The sequence below is a fragment of the Undibacterium sp. GrIS 1.8 genome, assembly GCF_040544445.1.
In the GTDB taxonomy this organism is placed as follows: Bacteria; Pseudomonadota; Gammaproteobacteria; order Burkholderiales; family Burkholderiaceae_D; genus Undibacterium.
Genome location: NZ_JBEONQ010000021.1, coordinates 62621 through 84278 on the forward strand (window position 1 = coordinate 62621; position 21658 = coordinate 84278).

A 21658-nucleotide genomic window follows, 5' to 3' on the forward strand; every position below is an offset into this window, starting at 1 on the left:
TCCATATATTACCTGGACAATTTGGGGTTTTTATAAAAATAAATGGGGAGTATATGGAATTAAATCTAAGGAAAGCCGAGTAATCGTGATTCTTTTTTATGCAAGTCCTATGATAGTCACCTCGTGCAATCTGCTGTCTCAATAGCATCCACTCAACTAATTATTCATCATGCATATTCTTGATACGACACGACTACGATTACGGACAATTACTTTGGATGACGCCGCGTTTTATCTGCAACTGGTCAACGAGCCTGCTTACCTTGCCAACATCGGCGATAAGGGAATACGCACGATAGAAGACGCGATTGATTCGATCAAAAAAGGTCCTATCGATATGCAAGAACGCTTAGGCTTTAGCTTGTATATCGTGGAATCCAAACAAGACAACATCGCTATCGGCATGTGCGGATTAATCAAACGCGATGGCCTGGATGATGTGGATATTGGGTATGGATTTTTGTCTGCTTACACAGGCCAAGGTTTAGCAAGCGAAGCCGCAACCGCAGTCGTCAACTATGCGCGCGCAACGATAGGATTACCTCGGCTAGTGGCGATCACTGCACCGGAGAATGCGATCTCTTCACGCGTGTTAGAAAAGATCGGCTTTACCTATGAAAAAATCATTACCTTGACGCGCAATGGCAAGACGGAAGAAAGTAAATTTTTTACTTACGACTTTGCGTAAACTATATAAAAAAAACGGCACATCAGTTTTAGTGACTGATGTGCCGTTTTCTTACTCGCTTTTACCTCTACAATCAATCTCGTCTTATAAAAACCGATCCAGAATTTTGCGGCTGTGTTTATCAATCTCAAACATGTCGCGGATCAAAAAATGTATACCGTGATTATCTGAAATCAGCAAGGAAGTGCGTCCAATGCGACGGATATCCTCTTCACCTTTTAAGACAAATGAGGTGTCGCCACGATCTGTTTTTACTTCCCAAGTGCAAGGTGTAGCATAGCTAGTGATGCCAACGATACGTTTTATCTCAGGCATAAATTCGCGCCCCTGCAGCTCATCACTGACCAGCTTGCGCTCATTCTCTGCCAGGTCGCTGAGCTTATCGATCCATGCCACCTCCTGGCCATCTTGCAGTACCAGAGAGATCCCTTCGTCCGGTGTCTGAATAGGGAAAGCACGTACCGGACTGACATGCTCGTGTACCTCGCCGCTGGCATTGATCAACACCAGATGGCCGAAACTATTGCGACTCAGTTGAAATCTCGGGTTTAATGTAGCGGTCATCTTATTCTCCCCCACCCAAATTAGCATTGCGCGCCTGCGCCTCATACAAACGGAAGTAGGCTCCCTCGCGTGCCATCAGATCGTCGTGACTACCAACCTCTACTACTTGCCCGCGATCCAGCACCACCAGCCTGTCAGCCTTATGTAAGGTCGATAAGCGATGGGCAATCGCAATCGTGGTACGACCTTTGACCAGATTATCCAGGGCTTTCTGAATCTCTTTTTCTGTCTCAGAATCGACTGATGAGGTGGCCTCATCCATGATCAGAATACGTGGGTCAATCAACAGTGCACGCGCGATAGAAATCCGCTGACGTTCACCGCCTGACAATCCTTGTCCACGCTCGCCGACCATCGAATCATAGCCCTGAGGCAAGCGCAAAATAAACTCATGCGCGTGGGCAGCACGAGCTGCGGCAATGATATCGGCACGACTAGCATCCGGCTTACCGTAAGCAATATTGTCCGCAATCGTGCCGAAAAACAAGAATGGTTCTTGCAAAACCAAACCAATATTCTGACGGTAATCGGACACGGCAAAAGAACGGATATCAACGCCATCGAGCAAAATCGCCCCTTCGGACACATCATAGAAACGACAGATCAGATTGACCAAAGTACTCTTACCAGAGCCGCTGTGACCAACCAGGCCGATCATTTCGCCCGGTTTGATGGTTAAATTAATCCCACGGTTAACAGCACGGTTACCGTAGCGGAAACCGACTTCACGCAATTCAATCTGACCTTTGACTTCGTTCACTTTTACCGGATGCTGCGGATCGGGTACGCTGGACACATGATCCAGAATATCGAAAATACGTTTTGCGGCCGACGCTGATTTTTGGGTCACTGAAACGATGCGGCTCATAGAATCAATACGACCATAAAAATTACCGATAAACGCGACTGCGGCAACCAGAGAGCCTACCGTAATTTCGTTATGCGATACCTGCCAGATACCAAAAGCCCACACCACAAGAATCCCCAGATCGGTCAAAAAAGAGACCGTCGGAGAGAACAGCGACCATACTTTATTCAGCTTATCGTTGACTGCTAAATTATGTTTATTCGCCTCGCGGAAACGTGTTGCCTCGCGGGTCTCTTGCGCAAAGGCCTTGACCACACGGATACCCGGAATTGTGTCGGCCAGGACATTAGTTACTTCGCCCCAGACACGGTCAATTTTTTCAAAACCGGTACGTAATTTATCGCGTACCAGATGAATCATCCAGGCAATGATAGGCAACGGTAGCAAGGTGACTAAAGCCAGCTTGGTATTGATTTGCAATAAGGCGACTACGGTCATTAAAAACATCAATACGTCTGTAGCAAAATCAAGTAAGTGTAAAGATAAGTAAACGCAAATACGATCACTCTCACTACCAACACGCGACATCAGATCGCCGGTACGTTTTCCGCCGAAATACTCCAATGATAATTTCAATAAATGTTGATATGTCGTGGTGCGCAAGTCCGCACCGATACGCTCAGATACCAAGGCGAGAATATAGGTTTTACCCCAGCTAAGTAGCCAGGCAATGACCGCAGAACCTAACAAACCACCGATATACAAAGTCACCAGATGGGGATCAACATGTTGTCCGTTCTGGTAGGGAATCAACACTTCATCTGTCAGCGGCTTTGTCAGGTAACGCGGAATCATATGCGCTGCCGTGCCCATCAGCATTAAGCTAAAGCCCGCTAACAATTGCCAGCGATATGGTTGTGCAAAACGCCATAGACGGAACAAGGTCCAGGTTGATGGCGGGGTATAAATTACTTTGGTACAGATCGGACATTCTTCCTGATCTGCTTCTAGCGGTGCTTTGCAGCTTGGACAGGTATTTTTTTCTTCATGTTGGACTGGCAAACCAGTCACATGACTTTGCAATTGCTCTTTAAAGTGATCCAGCAAACGGATCATCAATAAATTCTGACCCAAGGTAAAACGCCAGCTAGCCAGCCGGGCGTTATCATCAAATAATTCCAGATGTCCGACACCAGCATGGTCGTGGTGCTGGAGCCGTAGATTTTTGGCATAAAACCATTCTTGCCACGTCGTTTCTCCCGGCGCCCGCGCAAGTAGCCGGCGGTCGGTAACGACCAACATACCTTTTACAAAGCGAAGTCCGGCATCTAGGTCAACCTCGACTGCACTTAAAACGTTTTCCCCAGTGGATAACTGTTTTGCGATTTCAGAGCGCCAATGCTCTGGCAGTGCACTAAAAACATGGTCGAAGCTTAATTGTTGTGTTGTCATCGTTTGACCGGTCCCGATTTATCGTCAGGAATAAATATAAAAAAGATAAATTATTTGAGTGATCATTGAACCACCGGGATGCAGATAATCTGCAAATTTCGATACGGCTCAATAAAACTTTGAATAAATAAGGTGAGAAGCCTGAAATGGTAGCAATAGTGACTAAGTCAACATATCACTACAGCATTAATTTACGGTATTCTATCGGAAGAAAAAAAACAGACCAAGAAGGTTTGAGATAAGTTCTTAATTTGTAATTTCATTTAGTCATCTAATTTAGTGACCTAGGACTTACGCAAAACTATCCCGGCAAATTTTACTGGCAGATTGTGCCAGCAAGTTATAGCGACGAAGACAGCACTTTAACTTTAGTCCCTAACACCTTGCCTGGTGTGAACGGAAGCTGCAACGTAGTTGGGAATGTTTTGCGTAAGTCCTAATAGACTAAAAAATACACGCTAACACTGTTTATCCACCGTAAGACGTCGTAAAAAAAGCGTCCGAAAGATTTAAAAGCAGACTTAGCTCTGCTATCAAGAAATTAAATACATGATAACGAAGAAGAAAGACATTGAAATTCTCCGTGTAACTCATTTACGCGGACCTAATATCTGGACCTATCGCCCTGTAATTGAAGCGTGGTTAGATATTGGTGCGCTAGAAGATTTCCCCTCCAATACTTTACCCGGCTTATACGAGCGTCTGACAACCTGGTTGCCTGGCCTTACTGTGCATCGTTGCAGCGTCGGTGAGACCGGTGGCTTTTTGGAGCGTCTGCGCGAAGGCACATGGTCTGGTCATATTCTGGAACACGTTGTGCTTGAATTGCAAAATCTGGCTGGCATGCGAACTGGTTTCGGTCAAACCCGGTCGACTAATCAAGTTGGTGTTTACAAAATGGCATTCCGCACCCGCCAGGAACAAGTTGGCCGTGCGGCTTTAGCACTAGGTCGGGATTTGTTGATGGCTGCCATTGAAGACACGCAATTTGATCTTGAGGCAAAATTAGTGCCCTTGCGTGAAATGGTGGACGATCTGTGTTTAGGTCCCTCCACCGCACATATCGTAGATGCCGCAACAGATCGCAGGATTCCATCGATACGTCTGACCGATGGCAATTTGGTGCAATTGGGTTATGGCGCAGCGCAACGTCGCATCTGGACTGCCGAAACAGACCGTACCAGCGCAATTGCTGAGAGCATCGCCAGCGATAAAGATTTGACCAAAACATTATTGCAATCTTGTGGTGTACCAGTACCTGAAGGTAGCTTGGTAAAAAGTGCCGAAGAGGCATGGGAAGCTGCTGAAGATATCGGTGTACCAGTCGTGGTCAAGCCTTATGATGGCAATCATGGTCGCGGTGTTTCACTCAATCTAATGACGGAGGCCGATGTTCATGCGGCATATCACTTAGCCGCACGCAAAGGCGACAGCGAGAGCGTGATCGTAGAGCGCTTCGTCACCGGGAATGAGCATCGTTTGTTAATCGTTGGTAAGCGCCTGGTGGCTGCCGCCAAAGGTGAAGCCTTATGGGTAGTTGGTAATGGCACTTCGAATATTATTCAATTGGTTGATGATCAGATCAATACCGATCCCCGTCGTGGCACGGGCGAAGACTCTCCTCTCAATGCTTTAGCACCAGAAAAAGGTGCTGAAATTATTTTGGAATTGGAACGCCAGGGTTTAACGGCATATTCCATTCCACTCGATGGCCAAAAAGTTTTAATCCAGCCGAACGGTAATGTTGCTTTTGATGTGACTGATGAAGTCCATCCCTCTATCGCAGAAGCCGCCGCACTCGCGACCCGGATTGTCGGTCTGGATATTGCAGGTGTTGATCTGGTTGCAGAAGATATTTCCCGCCCTCTGGAAGAACAACGCGGTGCAATTATTGAAGTCAATGCCAGCCCGGGATTGCTGGCACATCTGAAACCTGCTGAAGGCAAAGCACGTCCGGTCGGGACCGCGATTATCGCTAATTTATTTGCTGCAGAAGAAAGCGGCCGTATCCCCGTTATCGGTGTGGCAGGCACTCGCGGCACGAGTTTGATCGCGCGCTTAATTGCCAGCGTCGTGCATGTCAGCGGCAAGCACACTGGTGTAGCCTGCTCTCAGGGCTTGTACCTGGATCAGCGACAAGTTGTTAGCACTGATTGTATTAAGTGGGAAGCCAGTCAGCGGCTATTGCTAAATCGTTCTCTGGAAACCGCTGTCTTTGAAACTAATGCCCGTATGATTTTGGCTGAAGGCCTAGCCTACGATAAATGTCAGGTCGCTGTGGTGACTGATATGGATGGTCATGCAGAACTTGGTGAATTTTATATCGATGAAGCAGACCAGATGTTTAAGGTAATGCGTACCCAAGTAGATGTGGTATTGCCGGATGGTGTGGCTGTATTAAATGCAGCAGATTCGCAAGTGGTAGAACTGGCTGAATTATGTGATGGCAAAGTGATTTTTTATGGTCTGAATGACGCGCTTGAGGCCATCGTACAGCATCGTGCTAAAAACGAACGCGCAGTTTTCTTACGTGACAACCACATCATTTTGGCGGAAGGTACAGAAGAAACTAGCTTGCTCTCATTGAGCACTTTAAAACCGATTAAAGCAGCCCAGCCAGAAGTCGTGATGGCAGCCGTAGCGGCTGCCTGGGCTTTAGAAATTTCGCCAGATTTAATCGTCGCGGGATTACGTACCTTTGATTCCAGTCCCAAGAAAGCACGCTATTGAGCAGGCTACTAAGTACGCTGCTAAGTGCAAACCAAGTAAGAAACTAAGTACGCAGCTAAATTAGCGCAAGATTAAAAAATAAAATCGCTGTAATTACATATTGGCACCGCCATCAAGATAGGACGAAGGTTTATGGAAGTATCACGCATACGAGCGCTACGCGGCCCCAATCTCTGGAGCCACCACACTGCGGTTGAGGCCATAGTGGGTTGCAGCACTGCTGAACTCTCGATTGATGAACTGAATGGATTTGAAGTACGACTGCGCGCCCGTTTCCCAGAAATCAGTCCACTACAACCGACCGGCCACAATGACACTATCCCGATGGCGCATGTGCTGGAACTGGCCGCGCTGGGCTTACAAGCACAAGCAGGTTGTCCGGTCACTTTTAGCCGTACCACACAGACGCTGGAAGCCGGAATTTTTCAAGTTGTTGTGGAATATTCGGAAGAAGCCGTCGGCCGCCTGGCATTAGAATTAGCCGAACAATTATGCAAAGCAGCGCAAGAAGATACACCGTTCGACCTGGGTAGCGCACTGCTACAACTAAGAGATTTAGATGAAGATGTCAGGCTAGGTCCGTCCACTGGTTCGATCGTGCAAGCGGCCGTAGATAGGAATATTCCCTACCGTCGCCTGACTAACGGCAGTCTGGTTTTATTCGGCTGGGGTAGCCGCCAGCGTAAAATTCAAGCCGCCGAAATGGATGGCACCAGCGCGATTGCAGAGGCGATTGCACAAGATAAAGAACTGACTAAAAAACTTCTTGATGCAGCAGGCGTGCCGGTTCCACTAGGACGTACAGCACTGGATGTGGACGATGCCTGGGCAATTGCCTGCGAGATCGGCTTGCCCGTCGTCGTTAAACCCAAAGATGGCAATCAGGGCAAAGGCGTTACCGTCAACGTCACTACCCGTGCGCAATTAGAGGCAGGCTATCAGGCAGCGGCTGAATTCCGCGACGATATTTTAGTTGAGCGTTATTTACCGGGCCATGATTTCCGCTTGTTGGTGATCGGCGACAAACTCATCGCTGCAGCGCGCCGTGATCCGCCGCATGTCGTCGGCGACGGTACGCATTCAGTGCGTGAATTAGTCGAACAAGTGAATAAAGATCCGCGTCGCGGCAGTGGTCACGCAACCTCGCTGACCAAAATACGCTTTGACGATATCGCACTGGCAAGTCTGGCAAAACAGGATTTGGTAGCGGACTCCATACCCGCTAAAGGTCAGCGCGTGATCTTACGTAATAACGCGAACTTGTCGACCGGTGGCTCAGCAACTGATGTCACTGATGATGTCCACCCAGAAGTTGCAGCACGCGCTATCGTCGCAGCCCAAATGGTTGGCCTGGATATCTGCGGTGTCGATCTAGTCTGCGATAGCGTCTTAAAACCGATCGAAGAGCAAAATGGTGGCATTGTAGAAGTCAACGCAGCCCCGGGTTTGCGTATGCATCTGTCCCCGTCCTTCGGCAAAGGTCGTCCTGTTGGCGAAGCGATTATTTCTGCCATGTTTGAAGATGGCGATGATGGACGTATTCCTGTCGTCGCGGTGACTGGCACCAACGGCAAGACAACTACCGTGCGGCTCATAGCGCATTTGCTAACTACTAGCGGCTTGCGGACTGGCATGACCAATACCGATGGCGTCTATATTGAAGGCCGTCGTATCGACAGCGGCGATTGCAGCGGACCACGTAGCGCCCGTAATGTGTTGCTGCATCCGGATGTCGATGCCGCCGTGTTTGAAACAGCACGTGGCGGCATCTTACGTGAGGGGCTCGCCTTTGATCGCTGCCAGGTGGCTGTCGTCACCAATGTTGGCTCTGGTGATCATCTGGGTTTGAACTACATCACCACCGTAGAAGATCTGGCTGTTTTAAAACGAGTGATCGTACAAAACGTCGCAGACAGTGGTGTTGCGGTGTTAAACGCAGCCGACCCTATCGTCGTCAGTATGGCTGTCAATTGCACTGGCTCTGTCACGTTTTTTGCAGCCGACAACCAACATCCAGTGATGGCTACGCATAAAGCGCAAGGGCATCGCGTCGTGTACGTTGATGGCAATAAGCTAATCGCTGCCGAAGGCAAAACTAAACACGAAGTTCTGTTAGCGGATATTCCTATCACCCGCAACGGCGCTATCGGCTTCCAGGTAGAAAACGTGATGGCGTCGGTCGCTGCAGCATGGGGCGTTGGAATTAGTTGGGATGCAATTCGCGCAGGCTTAAAATCCTTCGCCAATGAGAGCGACAATGCACCGGGGCGCTTCAACATGTTCAACTATCGCGGTGCAACCTTGATTGCCGATTATGGCCACAATCCAGATGCAATTCTGGCGCTGGTCCGTGCAGTAGAAAGCATCCCGGCTAAACGCCGCTCGGTCGTCATCAGCGGCGCAGGTGACAGACGCGATCAGGACATTCGCCAGCAAACCGAGATTTTGGGTGATGCCTTCGACGACGTCGTGCTATATCAGGATCAATGCCAACGTGGTCGCGCAGATGGTGAAGTCGTTGCTCTGCTACGTACAGGATTAGCCAATGCCAACCGCACCAAAGTCATCGACGAAATCAACGGTGAATTTCTAGCAATCGACACAGCGATGGCACGTTTATCAGAAGGCGATTTATGTCTGATTTTAATTGATCAGGTTGAAGAAGCTTTAGCACACATTGCTAAACGGATCGCAGAGGGATAAAAATTAAAATAGAAGAGTCCAATATAAACAAGCCTCGCAGGCCATTTTTCTTCTAAGAGCCTTTGTTTATATGGATACTCTATTCTGATATTTTTTAATTTGATAGAAGATTATTAAAAAGCGGATACGACCTTCATCGTATCCGCTTTTTTGTTTGCTAATTCAAGCAACTGTCACAACTACTCGTAATCACTCACAGGCACGCAAGAGCAAAACAAATTACGATCGCCGTAGACGTTATCTGCACGCCCTACCGGTGGCCAGTATTTTTGTTTGCGTAACGATGCAACTGGGAAGGCTGCGACTTCACGACCATAAGCATGCGTCCAATCATTGGCAACCAATACCTGTGCGGTATGTGGTGCATTTTTGAGTGGATTGTCTTTGGCATCATATTCGCCGCTCGCAACTTTGGCGATCTCTTCACGGATCGTAATCATGGCGTCGATGAAGCGATCCAGTTCTGCTTGTGATTCACTCTCGGTTGGCTCAATCATCAGCGTACCAGGTACTGGGAAGCTCATAGTCGGTGCGTGGAAACCAAAATCGATCAAGCGTTTTGCCACATCTTCATTACTGATGCCGGTTGCATCTGTCAACGGACGCAAATCCAAAATACACTCATGCGCGATCAAACCGTCATGGCCAGAATATAAAACTGGATAATGTGGCGCCAGACGTTTAGCAATATAGTTGGCCGCCAGAATTGCGGTTTCCGTTGCCGCTTTGAGGCCTTCTGATCCCATCATAGCGATGTACATCCATGAGATTGGAAGAATACTCGCAGAGCCAAAGGGTGCTGCACTGACAGCGGAAATACCATCTGCACCGCGAACATAGCCAGTCGATTTTTGATTCGGCAAAAACTTCGCCAGATGAGCACCTACGGCAACCGGACCAACACCTGGACCACCACCACCATGAGGAATACAGAAGGTTTTATGCAAATTGAGATGACTGACATCACCGCCAAACTTGCCCGGTGCAGCAACACCAACCAGCGCATTCATATTCGCACCATCGACATACACTTGACCGCCGTGTGTGTGGACAATGTCGCATAGTTGTTGAATGCCTTCTTCAAACACACCATGCGTGGATGGATAAGTCACCATCGCCGCAGCCAGATTAGCGCTGTGTTTTTCTGCCTTGGCTTTAAGATCCACCAGATCAACGTTACCGTTGTCATCGCAGGCGACGACGACCACTTCCATCCCGACCATGCTGGCGGATGCCGGATTGGTGCCATGTGCAGAGGATGGGATAAGGCAAATATTCCGATGCGCTTCGCCACGTGAGGCGTGGTAGGCCTGAATTACCAGCAGACCTGCGTACTCACCTTGTGAGCCAGCGTTTGGCTGTAACGAGACAGCATCGTAGCCAGTCGCAGCGCACAGCATGGCCTCTAGCTGATCAATCATTTCGCGATAGCCAATGGTCTGGTCATCTGGTGCAAAAGGATGAATGTTAGAGAATTCTGGCCATGTCACCGGAATCATTTCTGAAGTTGCATTCAACTTCATGGTGCAAGAACCCAGCGGTATCATAGTGCGATCTAATGCCAGATCTTTGTCCGCCAGACTACGCAGATAACGCAGCATTTCATGCTCTGCGTGATAGCGATTAAAAGTGGGATGCGTCAAGTAGGTGCTGGTACGAATCAAGGCGGCTGGTAAGGCATCCGACACCGCTGCTTCAGTTGCATCAAAATCAGGGATCACTTTGCCATTAGCAAAAATACCCCACAACGCATCGATATCAGCGCGTGTAGTTGTCTCATCTAAAGAGATACCAACTTGAGTAGCGCTTATTTTACGCAGGTTATAACCTGCTGCTTGCGCTGCCTGATGCACGGCATCTGCATCACTGACTTTGATCGTTAAGGTATCAAAATAAGTCGCATTAGCGATCGTCAAACCGACTTGTTGCAGACCTGATGCAAGTACGCCCGTGAAACGATGTACCCGTTGCGCAATCTGACGCAGTCCGGCCGGGCCATGATAAACCGCATACATCGAAGCAATCACTGCCAGCAATACTTGGGCAGTACAGATGTTCGAGGTGGCTTTTTCACGACGGATATGCTGTTCCCGTGTCTGCAATGCCAGGCGATATGCCTGATTACCTTGCGCATCAATCGTCACGCCAACCAAACGGCCTGGCATGCTACGTTTGAATGCGTCGCGTGTGCCCATATAACCTGCATGCGGACCACCGAAACCAAGCGGAACACCAAAGCGCTGACTGTTACCGACCACGACGTCTGCGCCCCACTCACCTGGTGGCGTGATCAGCGTCAGAGCCAGCAAGTCAGCAGCAGCGATCACCATCGCACCTTTGGCATGCACCGCAGCAGCAAACTCGCGGTAATCACGGATGGCACCATCGACACTCGGGTACTGCAAGAGTACGCCGAAGCAGTCGTTTTCAAGTGCCTCGTTGGCAGTGAAGGTGCGAATCTCTATCCCCAATGGCTTGGCACGGGTTTCGATGATTTCGCGGGTTTGTGGCAGTACGTCATGGGCGACGTAAAACACGTTGGAATTTGATTTTCCTACTCGCTGGATCAGGGTCATCGCCTCAGCCGCAGCAGTACCTTCGTCCAGCATCGATGCATTGGCGATGTCCATGCCTGTCATATCTGTGATGACTTGCTGGAAGTTGATAATCGCTTCTAAACGTCCCTGAGAAATCTCTGGCTGATATGGCGTGTAGGCAGTGTACCAGGCTGGATTTTCAAAAATATTACGCAGAATAACGCCAGGTGTATGCGTGTTGTAATAACCCTGACCAATCAGAGATTTCAATACTTTATTTTTGCTTGCTAAGGACTTTAAGGTCGCCAGCGCTTCTTGCTCGGACTTGGCTTCGGTAAATTGCGCCAGTGGCAGTACATCATGGCGACGGATATTGGCAGGCACGATCGCATCGATCAAGGCAGTACGCGTGGCATAACCCAAAGTTTTGAGCATGGCGGCTTGTTCTGCCTCAGAGGGGCCAATATGTCTGGCGATGAAGGCGTCATGCGCTTCAAGTTGGGTTAAGCTGGTTCTGGTCATAATAGAATTCTAGGATTCAAAAAACGTGAAATAAAAACCGTCAGATGTGCTGTAAAAGCGATAAAGACAAGAGCATCAAATGGCTGGCAAATACTCTCCCGTCAGGACTAAACCGAGGGAGAGAATTCAAATTAACCGATGTTTTTTGCGTATGCGTCAGCATCCATCAAAGCATCGACATCAGCAGAATTACTTGGCTTCATTTTGAACATCCATGAACCGAATGCATCGGTGTTGATTGCTTCTGGCGCATCGGCGACTGCCTGGTTTACTTCAACTACTTCGCCTGACACCGGCGCGTAAATATCGCTTGCTGCTTTAACGGATTCGACCACGGCGCAATCCTTACCCGCAGTCAATGCCTTGCCGACTTTTGGCAAGTCAACAAACACGATATCGCCCAAAGCATCTTGTGCAAAATCAGAGATCCCTACGGCGATCGTACCGTCGGCTTCAACACGCACCCATTCGTGGGAGGCGGTATATTTGAGATTAGCTGGAATTGTCATGGCATGCTCCAAAAAGAAATGATGATGATTGATTTGAAAATTGAAATTAATTTTTGATCTTTGATCTTTGATCTTTGATCTTTGATCTTTAAGACTCAGATAAATATCTGATCATAATTTAAGTGTAATTAGCTATTATGCGACCAATATTTTGCCATTGCGAACAAACGGCAATTTGACGACGGTCGCTGCCAATTGCTTGTCACGGATTAGGACTTGTACCGTATCACCAATCGCCATATCCATCGGTAGGCGTGCCAAGGCAATGGCTTGCTGCATTGAAGGACTGAAGGTACCGCTGGTGATTTCACCCTCGCCATTGGCGGTGATGACTTTTTGATGTGCGCGCAAGATACCGCCTTTTTCACGCAAAATCAGGCCGAGGAATTGCGCTGTTTGTCCCTGCTCTTGCAATGCTTTTTTACCGACAAAATCGCGCTCGCTCACCAGATCGATCGTCCATGCTAATCCGGCATTCAAGGGATTTACAGTATCGTCCATATCTTGTCCGTATAAATTCATACCGGCTTCCAGACGCAACGTGTCACGCGCTCCCAGGCCAGCTGGCTTAACACCTGCGGCGATCAAAGCATCCCAAAATGCGACGACTTTATCTGCAGCGACTGCGATTTCAAATCCGTCCTCTCCGGTGTAACCCGTGCGAGCCACCATGACCTCACCAAACGCGGTGTCAGCAACAATAACGGCGTTAAACGGTTTGATCTCAGCACTGGCAGCTTTGGTTTCTGGCAAAACTTCCCATGCTTTAGCGCGGGCGTTGGGACCTTGTACCGCAACGAGTGCGAAGGCGTTAGCACCATCGCGGCGCTGGGTAATGGTAATGCCGCTATCAGTAGCAAGATTGTGCGCGGACATCCATGCGAGATCTTTTTCAGCAGTACCCGCATTGACGACGAGGCGGAACCAGTTCTCGCTAAAGAAATAGATAATCAGATCATCGACGACCGTGCCTTGTGGCGTCAGCATCGCTGAGTACAGCGCTTTGCCAGGAACTTGTAATTTATCGACATTGTTGGCGACCAGGCTGCGCAAAAAGGAACGAACGTTGTCGCCTTTGAGATCGACCACACACATGTGCGACACATCAAACATGCCGCAATCAGTGCGGACAGCGTGATGTTCTTCGATTTGTGAGCCGTAATTGACTGGCATATCCCAGCCGCCGAAATCAACCATTTTTGCGCCAGCAGCACGATGTGCGGCGTTGAGAGGAGTTGCCTTGAGAGATGTCACTGCTTGCGTCATGAGAGCCTCATTACCAAAATAGAAGGGACGATCCATCACACAGGCGAGCAAGCTCATCCATGCGACAACATCGCAGACCCCTCTGTCCTGATACCTGAGAGATTACGGACTGCGTTTTAACAACAGCAATCCGCGCGCACCTTCGGTGGGTAGTTCGGCTTGAATCTATTTAATATTACTTATGCCGCTACCGCTCTCCAGAGTTTGGGCTGAAAACCCAGCCCCTTGATCAGTCCATTTGCCTGAGAGTTTTTGGGTGTTAGCCCCTTCGGCGGCGGCTTGCAGCTATGTGCATCGATCTAGCTGGCCGCGCTCTCCTAATCAAGTTTAGCGATTATAAGGGCTTGGAAAGCGCTTGAGAGCGTTGACATGTAAATATTTGTGAGCTTGTATTATTGTCTCAAAATTTCTATTTCTACAATGTTGGAGATCATTTACGTTTTATTTTTCTTGATAGCGACATATGGATGCTAATTTATTAATCAGGATTATTGATTGAAAACAATTGTCACAAATAGCTGTAAGTGCGTAAAAACTCATACAAGCGACTATTCATCTGACTACACTGAGATCAAGTATCGTTATTGCTTAACGATGAATTCAATTGTTCGGTGGGAGAATTAGAATGAATGCGGCGCCTTTTCCAAACAACGAAACTCAACGTATAGCATCATTGCGTTCTCTCGACGTTCTCGATACTGAACCGAAAGCAGAGCTAGATGCCTTGGTGAAGGCAGCGTCTTTAGTCTGCGGCGTACCGATATCTCTAATCAGTTTAATCGATACAGAAAGACAATGGTTCAAAGCGAACTTGGGGTTGCCAGGCGTATCTGAAACTCCAAGAGACATTGCTTTTTGCTCGCATGCTATTCTCGAAAACGATATTTTCGAAATTCATGATGCACTACAAGATCAGCGTTTCGCCAATAATCCTCTCGTCACCGACCATCCCGATATCCGATTTTATGCAGGCGCACCAATTACGATAAGTGACGGGAGTCGTGTAGGCACCTTATGTGTCATCGACCGGCGTCCAAATCGTCTAGATGAAAAACAGGTTGAGGTTCTGCGTTGTCTGGCAGATGCAGCCGCTGCAATACTTGAGGGACAACACGACAAACGTGCTTTGATTGCAAAGAGCCAGCGAATCACTAATCTTATTGAAAGTACTCACGTGGGTACATGGGAAAGGAATTTCCAAACCGGAGCAGTACGATATAACGAACGATGGGCTGAAATTACCGGCAGAACATTGCTGGAATTGGAACCATTGACCCCACAGATCTGGCTTGATCTTATACATCCTAGCGACCTGATGGCATGCCAATCAGAATTAGACATCCATTTGGCAAATCTTAGTTCCCGTTATGAGTCTGAAATTCGCTTACGACATAAAAATGGCGATTGGAGATGGGTACTCGATAGCGGTAAAGTTATCAGCTGGACTTCCGATGGCAAACCAGAATGGATGTTGGGTACTTTACTCGACATTACTGATCGCAAACGTCAAGAGGAAAACCTTCGTAAAAGCCAGCTATTTTTAGATCGGACAGGTAAGTTAGCAGGCGTCGGTGGTTGGGAAGTCGATCTTATTACCAACGAGATTTACTGGTCAGACGAAACTTGCCGTATTCATGGCGTTCCAGTTGGTTTTAAACCGACAATGGATCAGGCTATCCAGTTTTATGCACCTGCTGCTCAGCCGATTATTTTGGAAGCAGTACAAAGTGGAATATTGACGGGTAAAGGCTGGGATCTTGAGCTACCTTTCATCCAGGCTGATCAACGTCCGATCTGGGTACGTGCCGTAGGTACCGTCGAATTCGCAGACAAAAAACCGATACGATTAGTGGGTGCATTCCAAGATATTACTGAGAGGATGGAAGAACGCTTAGCATTACAAATTGCGAATGACCGTATAGAGCTAGCAACCGATAGCGGAGCGATCGGCATCTGGGAATACGATCTCACCAATGGCACCGTATTATGGGATGCATGGATGTATCGTTTATTTGGAATGCTGCCTCGCGTTCAGACAGGTACATTTGAAACAGGTACATTTGAAATAAATAGATTTGATTTTTGGAAAAATCAAATCCATCCAGATGATCTGGAAAAAATAGCGCTGACAACTCAATTAGCTATTAGTGGAACAAAACCATTTCAGCTGGAATACAGAGTAATCTGGCCAGACTCCAGCTTGCATCACCTCAAAAGTACTGCGCTAGTTAAATACGATGAACAAGGTAATGCCTTGCGCATGGTCGGTACGGCGATAGATATATCTGTCTCAAAAAAACTGGAAATGGAATTGGCGGAGCAACATGCGTTACTGCACGTCACTCTAAAATCCATTGGTGACGCTGTAATTACTACCGACGCAGAAGGCTATATTAACTGGCTCAATCCAGCAGCAGAACGAATGACGGGGTGGCTCGCCAGCGAGGCACAAAACCGACCGCTAACGCAAGTCTTTCATATCGTCAACGAAGAAACTCGCAAGCCAGCGGCAAATCCTATCACTACCTGTTTAACGCAGGAAAAAATTGTCGGCTTAGCTCACAAAACTGTTCTGATTTCACGTAATGGTTCAGAATTTGGCATCGAAGATTCTGCTGCCCCTATCCGTAATGAACTAGGCGAAATTCTCGGTGTTGTGCTGGTATTCCACGACGTGACAGAGCAACGCCGCTTATCGGGTGAAATGAGTTTTAGAGCTAGCCATGACGTGCTTACAGGCTTGGTCAACCGGATAGAGTTTGAGGTCAGATTACAAAAATTATTAGACTCAGCACGTGCAGATCATAGCCAGCATGCTTTGCTATACATTGACCTTGATCAGTTCAAGTTAGTCAATGATGCTTGCGGCCATGCTGTAGGAGATCAGTTGTTACAACAAGTCTCCAAACTATTGTCAGAAACAGCGCGCACCCGAGATACCCTTGCCAGACTAGGAGGGGACGAATTTGCGATCCTGCTAGAACAATGCTCAACCGATCAGGCGCAACGAGTAGCGCAGCAAATATGTGACCGGATGGACGATTTCCGTTTTATGCATGATGGCAGGCGTTTCCGTATCGGTGCGAGTATCGGACTGGTGCCGGTGGACGATCGCTGGTCATTGACCGAAGCCATTATGCAAGCGGCCGATACCTCTTGTTATGCCGCAAAAGAAGCTGGTCGCAACAGAGTGCATGCTTGGTTTGACACTGATCTTGCCATGCGTGCCCGTCATGGTGAGATGCAATGGACTACACGTATTGAACAAGCGCTTGATGAAGATCGTTTTGTACTCTATGCCCAAAAAATTATTGCACTGAACGATCAATCACCCGGTTTGTATGCAGAGGTGTTGCTGAGAATGCGTGATTTTGATGGTTCATTGATAGGTCCAGGTGCTTTTCTACCTGCTGCAGAGCGTTTCAATCTGGCATCTCGTATCGACAAGTGGGTTCTTAAACAAACCATTACATGGATGAGAAGCTTAGACTCTATCGACCATATCGCAAAAATCAGCGTTAATCTCTCAGGACAATCAGTCGGTGACAGGGCATTTCATCGATGGGCTATTGATGTACTTGCCAATGCCGGGTCGGCGATTTGCGCACGATTATGTTTAGAAATTACAGAGACCGCAGCGGTTACCAATCTGGCTGATGCCGCTTTATTTATTGAACAAATTCATGACATTGGAGTGCGGGTTGCATTAGATGATTTTGGCGCTGGAGCCTCATCATTTGGCTATCTGAAGAAAATGCCTGTCGATTATTTAAAAATCGACGGTCAATTTGTGATGGATATTGTGACCGATCCTCTGGACGAAGCAGCGGTGAAATGTTTTGCCGATGTTGCGAAGGTCATTGGTGTCAAACCGTCGCTGAATTTGTTGATCATCCCGATGTACTTGCGCGATTACGGGAAATTGGTATTGATTTTGCGCAGGGTTATTTGCTTCATAAGCCTGCGCCAATTGATGAACTGGAATTTATCAATATCATTTAAAAGTCAAAAAATAGCCGGCTAATTTGCAGACTATTTTTTGATTTTACAAACTAAATTAATACGAGCGGGAGCTGTCACTCAGATGGAACGGTTTAGCACAAGTCTTACAAATAAATATCCCGCTTGATCTGCTGCATCTGCTGGGTATATCTAAAGTTCCAGCTACGCAACTCCTCCATTCTAAACGCTGATTTTTGTAAAAAGTCGCGTAACTCTTGTCGTTCACGCTCACGTTTGCGATCGTTGTTGGCAGTGTCGTTATTCACAACCCGATTTTTGTCGTCTTGGTCGCGGCGAATGTCTCGTTCGATGCGATCCAGTCTGCGTGCAGCATCTACTCTGCCGTCGTTCAAAGATGCCAAATCATTGTCCACAATGGCAAGTTTTCTGGCGAGGTCTTCATAATCTTGTCCGCTGGTCCAGGCGCGGCGTACTCGATTTTGCATACTTGCCTGACAAACTTCAAATGCCATACGGTTATTGCCACGGCCGAAATTGAAGGCATTGTCAGGGCTACAGTAATTCACGTTTTGAGTAGTCCATGCCTGATTATAAGTGTCACGGGTTTGGGCAATCACAAAGACATTATTGGCTCTGGCGCTACTCATGCGTTCTTCGATTTGATTCGGCTTGCCAAAGCCATCGGTGCTGCCGGCATCGCGCCAATATTGAATCAGTCTTTGCTCCCACTGCTGCACATACTCTGCCTCAGAAAACTTCAAGCCACGGGTTTTGGCGTCAGCACGACGCGTATGCACATCACGTCCTTCGGTCGCATCGCTCCAGCCTAATCTGCGCCAGTACTCAATAATCTCTTTATTCCAGGCTTCTTTATAAGCGTCTTCGCGGACAAATAATCCGCTTACTAATGCCGCCTGCGAGTGTCTTTTTAACTCAGTATCGGGTACTCCGTCATGCGCATCTTGAAAACCAATCTGCGTCCAATACGCATAATTACCATTAGCCCAACCTTGCTGATAGCTGCTTTGATTGAAGCCAATCTGCTGACCGCTGGCGGCACGGTTTTGCTCTTCTTTGGCGGTACGACCGGCTTTACCATCCAGATCTCCCAGGCCATACCAATAGTCGGCGTTACCTTTGATCCAGCCTTGCTGGTAAGCAGTTTTATTTAATGGTGTTTTATTGCTGGTGATTTTTTCTGAACCTACTTGGGTGTCGAAATAATTTATCGCCTGCCCGCTGCGACCATCGTTACTACCCAACTCAGTCCAAAAATGCTGATTGCCCTGCTCCCAGCCAAGCTGATAATTGCTGGCAGATTCTGCCTTGATTTTGTCGCTATCGACGACAGAGCAGAATTTGCGGCGCTCTTCAAAGCGCGGATCAAATCCTTGCGCACCATCTTTGTTACCGATGAAATTCCAATCGCCGGTTTTGCAATCATGCATTTGGCTGATCGTCGTCTGGCACGCCGCCAGCGGCAAAATCAGGAGGAGTGAGAGGACAGCCTTGCGACAAAGTATGAGCATAGAAATTTGTAATTAATTGTAAGAATGTGACTTCAACGCTTGTAACACCTATTTTGTTGACCGTGCTGTCAAAATCATCTACTGCTGACAGGGCGAATGAACACAGATTCAATATACTCCCCATTATTTTTTTATAAAACAGTCGGTTATCCAAATAATCTATGGACAACTAAAATATACTTATCACCAGTATCAATTTTAACAATATCAATCTTTGTGGCGTGACCAACATTAGATCGCTCAGTAATTTACTAGAAACACCTTTCCCTCATCAGCAAGCCAAGCGAAGTCCGGTCAGAGATATTTGCGCAGAAAAACCTGGGCAGCCCCCCCCCTTCGCGCTCTGTTGTAAAAATCATCCTATCAAAATAAAAGTTTGTTTTATAGAAAGTATTCTGCCTATAATCCATTTTCATTTTTCTTGGACAAAACGATATGGCACGCTTATTTAAGTGGTTAGGACGAGGGGTCTTATTCTTGCTATTACTGCTCGTGATTGGCTTTGTACACGTCTGGTATTTCAAGCCGTTAAAAATCGATTGGTTTTATGGACGCGTGATGGCGAGCTTCGCATTGCAGCAGCCGGAGATGTTATCGAGTATGCGGATTTTGCCGGACTGGATGGATTTTTATAGCGACAAGTTAAGCGATGCTTCGCCAGCCGCTGAGCAAAAAATGGCCGATATGGTGAAAGCCGATCTAGAGACTTTGCACCGTTATCAGCGCGACTCATTTGATCGCGACGGCCAATTGTCTTATGACACGATGGACTATTTTTTGCGCATGCAAGATGAGGGTGATCGCTATCGTGATCTGAGTTTCCCCGTAAACCAGATGTTTGGCGTGCAATCGAACTTGCCTAACTTTATGACCGAGGTACATCAGGTCAACTCAGTAGCAGAAGCTAAAAGTTATATCGCTCGTCTGAAAAAATTTCCCATTAAATTTGATCAGGTGCTGGAAGATTTACGACTCAGGGACAGTAAAAATATTATTCCACCTCAATTTATGGTGGAAAAAGTACTGGCACAAATGCAGGGCTTTATCGCCAAACCAGCCAAACAAAATCCGCTGTACATCAACTTTAAAGAGAAGCTGGATAAAATCTCCGCAGATAAAATCGATGCCAGCTCACGTAGTGATTTGCTAGCGCAAGTCGATACGTCGATTACACAGCAGGTATATCCCTCTTATCAAAAATTAATCAGCTATTTCACCGCGCTGCAACCAAAAGCACAAGGCAATTTTGGTGCATGGCATATGCCTGATGGCGATGCCTACTACGCCTGGTGTGTGCGCATGCATACGACGACTGACATGACGCCGCAACAGGTGCATGACTTAGGTCTGGCAGAAGTCGCCCGGATCACCCAAGAAATGGACGCCATCTTAAAAAGCAAAGGCTTGGCAGAAGGTAGCATCGGTGTACGTGTTTTAAAATTATCGCAAGACCCTGAGCAGTTGTATCCCAATACGCCAGAGGGCAAGCAAGCCATGCTCAAAGGCTATCAGGCGATTTTAGACGAGGTGAATAAAGGGCTCGGTAGCGCGTTTGATGTCCGTCCAAAGTTAGGGGTAGAAGTCAAAGCAGTACCGCAATTTGCCGAGGCAACCGCGCCTGGCGCGTATTACAGCGAAGGTGCGTTTGATGGGTCTCGTCCTGGGATTTTTTACGCCAATATGCGCGATACCAAAGAAAATCCTAAGTTCACGATGCGCACCCTGGCTTATCACGAGGGCATACCTGGTCACCACTTCCAGATATCAATTGCACAGGAGTTAAAAGACGTACCGTTTTTCCGGCAAGTCTTACCTTTTACTGCCTATGCAGAAGGCTGGGCATTGTATTCAGAACGCCTGGCTTGGGAAATGGGATTTGAAAAAGATCCTATGGATAACCTGGGTCGCCTGCGCGACGAAATGATGCGTGCCGTACGTCTGGTCGTTGACAGCGGCATCCACTACAAACACTGGACACGCGAACAAGCCATAGACTACATGGCTGACAATACTGGCATGGCCTTGACCGATGTCACCACCGAGATCGAACGCTATATGGTTGATCCGGGACAGGCATTGGCCTACAAAGTCGGCATGCTAAAAATCCTTGCCCTGCGTGAAAAGGCCAAGTTGGCGCTCGGCGATAAATTCGATTTAAAGCAATTCCATAACGAGGTGCTTACCCACGGCGCTTTGCCTTTGGTCGTGCTGGAGCGGGTGATTGATGATTGGATTGCCAAGCGACAAAAAGCTTAAGTCTGGACTAGATAGAAAAATTACTCCCCCTATGTATATTTAAGTTGTCCATATAATCACTGGACAATGAGGCATATTTAAAAAAATATTGGGGGAGTATATTGTATTAATGACAGATTCATTAATACAAA

Annotated in this window: 11 protein-coding genes and 2 riboswitches; of the genes, 5 read left to right on the forward strand and 6 right to left on the reverse strand. The window is 47.6% G+C overall.

Going from position 1 to position 21658, the window contains the following annotated elements; genetic code table 11:
• The first annotated feature begins 169 nt into the window (after nucleotides 1–169).
• Nucleotides 170–688, forward strand: coding sequence for a GNAT family N-acetyltransferase (locus AAKU64_RS11860; RefSeq protein ID WP_354331496.1), 519 nt, complete (start codon nucleotides 170–172; stop codon nucleotides 686–688).
• Nucleotides 689–772: 84 nt separating this feature from the next.
• On the opposite strand, the gene AAKU64_RS11865 is transcribed toward AAKU64_RS11860, so the two are convergent.
• Together AAKU64_RS11865 and AAKU64_RS11870 are read right to left on the reverse strand one after the other, a co-directional pair.
• Nucleotides 773–1252 (reverse strand): cyanophycin metabolism-associated DUF1854 family protein, encoded by a 480-nt coding sequence (locus AAKU64_RS11865; RefSeq protein WP_354331494.1) that lies wholly within the window; start codon nucleotides 1250–1252, stop codon nucleotides 773–775.
• 1 nt (nucleotide 1253) lies between these two features.
• The gene (locus tag AAKU64_RS11870; RefSeq protein WP_416200094.1) at nucleotides 1254–3512 is read right to left on the reverse strand and encodes a cyanophycin metabolism-associated ABC transporter; all 2259 of its coding nucleotides are present in this window, start codon (nucleotides 3510–3512) and stop codon (nucleotides 1254–1256) included.
• Nucleotides 3513–4064: 552 nt separating this feature from the next.
• Here AAKU64_RS11870 and AAKU64_RS11875 point away from each other — a divergent pair.
• Both AAKU64_RS11875 and cphA read left to right on the forward strand, forming a co-directional pair.
• Complete coding sequence (locus tag AAKU64_RS11875) at nucleotides 4065–6242, forward strand: cyanophycin synthetase (RefSeq protein WP_354331597.1); 2178 nt, start codon at nucleotides 4065–4067, stop codon at nucleotides 6240–6242.
• 132 nt (nucleotides 6243–6374) lie between these two features.
• On the forward strand, nucleotides 6375–8945 hold the full coding sequence (gene cphA / locus AAKU64_RS11880; RefSeq protein ID WP_354331492.1) for a cyanophycin synthetase: 2571 nt from the start codon (nucleotides 6375–6377) through the stop codon (nucleotides 8943–8945).
• Nucleotides 8946–9124: 179 nt separating this feature from the next.
• Here the strand turns inward: cphA and gcvP are convergent, their stop codons facing one another.
• From gcvP to gcvT, 3 genes are all read right to left on the reverse strand, one after another.
• Nucleotides 9125–12004 (reverse strand): aminomethyl-transferring glycine dehydrogenase, encoded by a 2880-nt coding sequence (gene gcvP / locus AAKU64_RS11885; RefSeq protein ID WP_354331490.1) that lies wholly within the window; start codon nucleotides 12002–12004, stop codon nucleotides 9125–9127.
• A gap of 131 nt (nucleotides 12005–12135) precedes the next feature.
• Complete coding sequence (gene gcvH / locus AAKU64_RS11890) at nucleotides 12136–12513, reverse strand: glycine cleavage system protein GcvH (RefSeq protein WP_354331488.1); 378 nt, start codon at nucleotides 12511–12513, stop codon at nucleotides 12136–12138.
• Nucleotides 12514–12648: 135 nt separating this feature from the next.
• Nucleotides 12649–13779 carry a glycine cleavage system aminomethyltransferase GcvT gene (gene gcvT / locus AAKU64_RS11895; protein WP_354331486.1) on the reverse strand — a complete coding sequence of 377 codons (1131 nt, stop codon included), beginning with the start codon at nucleotides 13777–13779 and terminating at the stop codon, nucleotides 12649–12651.
• A gap of 72 nt (nucleotides 13780–13851) precedes the next feature.
• A riboswitch (glycine riboswitch) is annotated at nucleotides 13852–13990 on the reverse strand.
• 9 nt (nucleotides 13991–13999) lie between these two features.
• Nucleotides 14000–14109, reverse strand: a riboswitch (glycine riboswitch).
• Between the two features lie 295 nt (nucleotides 14110–14404).
• On the opposite strand from gcvT, the gene AAKU64_RS11900 reads away from it, so the two are divergent.
• The gene (locus tag AAKU64_RS11900; RefSeq protein WP_503012703.1) at nucleotides 14405–17803 is read left to right on the forward strand and encodes a PAS domain-containing protein; all 3399 of its coding nucleotides are present in this window, start codon (nucleotides 14405–14407) and stop codon (nucleotides 17801–17803) included.
• 82 nt (nucleotides 17804–17885) lie between these two features.
• On the opposite strand, the gene AAKU64_RS11905 is transcribed toward AAKU64_RS11900, so the two are convergent.
• Nucleotides 17886–19271 carry a DUF2799 domain-containing protein gene (locus AAKU64_RS11905; RefSeq protein ID WP_354362173.1) on the reverse strand — a complete coding sequence of 462 codons (1386 nt, stop codon included), beginning with the start codon at nucleotides 19269–19271 and terminating at the stop codon, nucleotides 17886–17888.
• Between the two features lie 435 nt (nucleotides 19272–19706).
• Here AAKU64_RS11905 and AAKU64_RS11910 point away from each other — a divergent pair, with 435 nt between their 5' ends.
• Entirely contained in the window at nucleotides 19707–21527 is a 1821-nt protein-coding gene (locus AAKU64_RS11910; protein ID WP_354331479.1) for a DUF885 domain-containing protein, read from the forward strand.
• Nucleotides 21528–21658 lie beyond the last annotated feature (131 nt).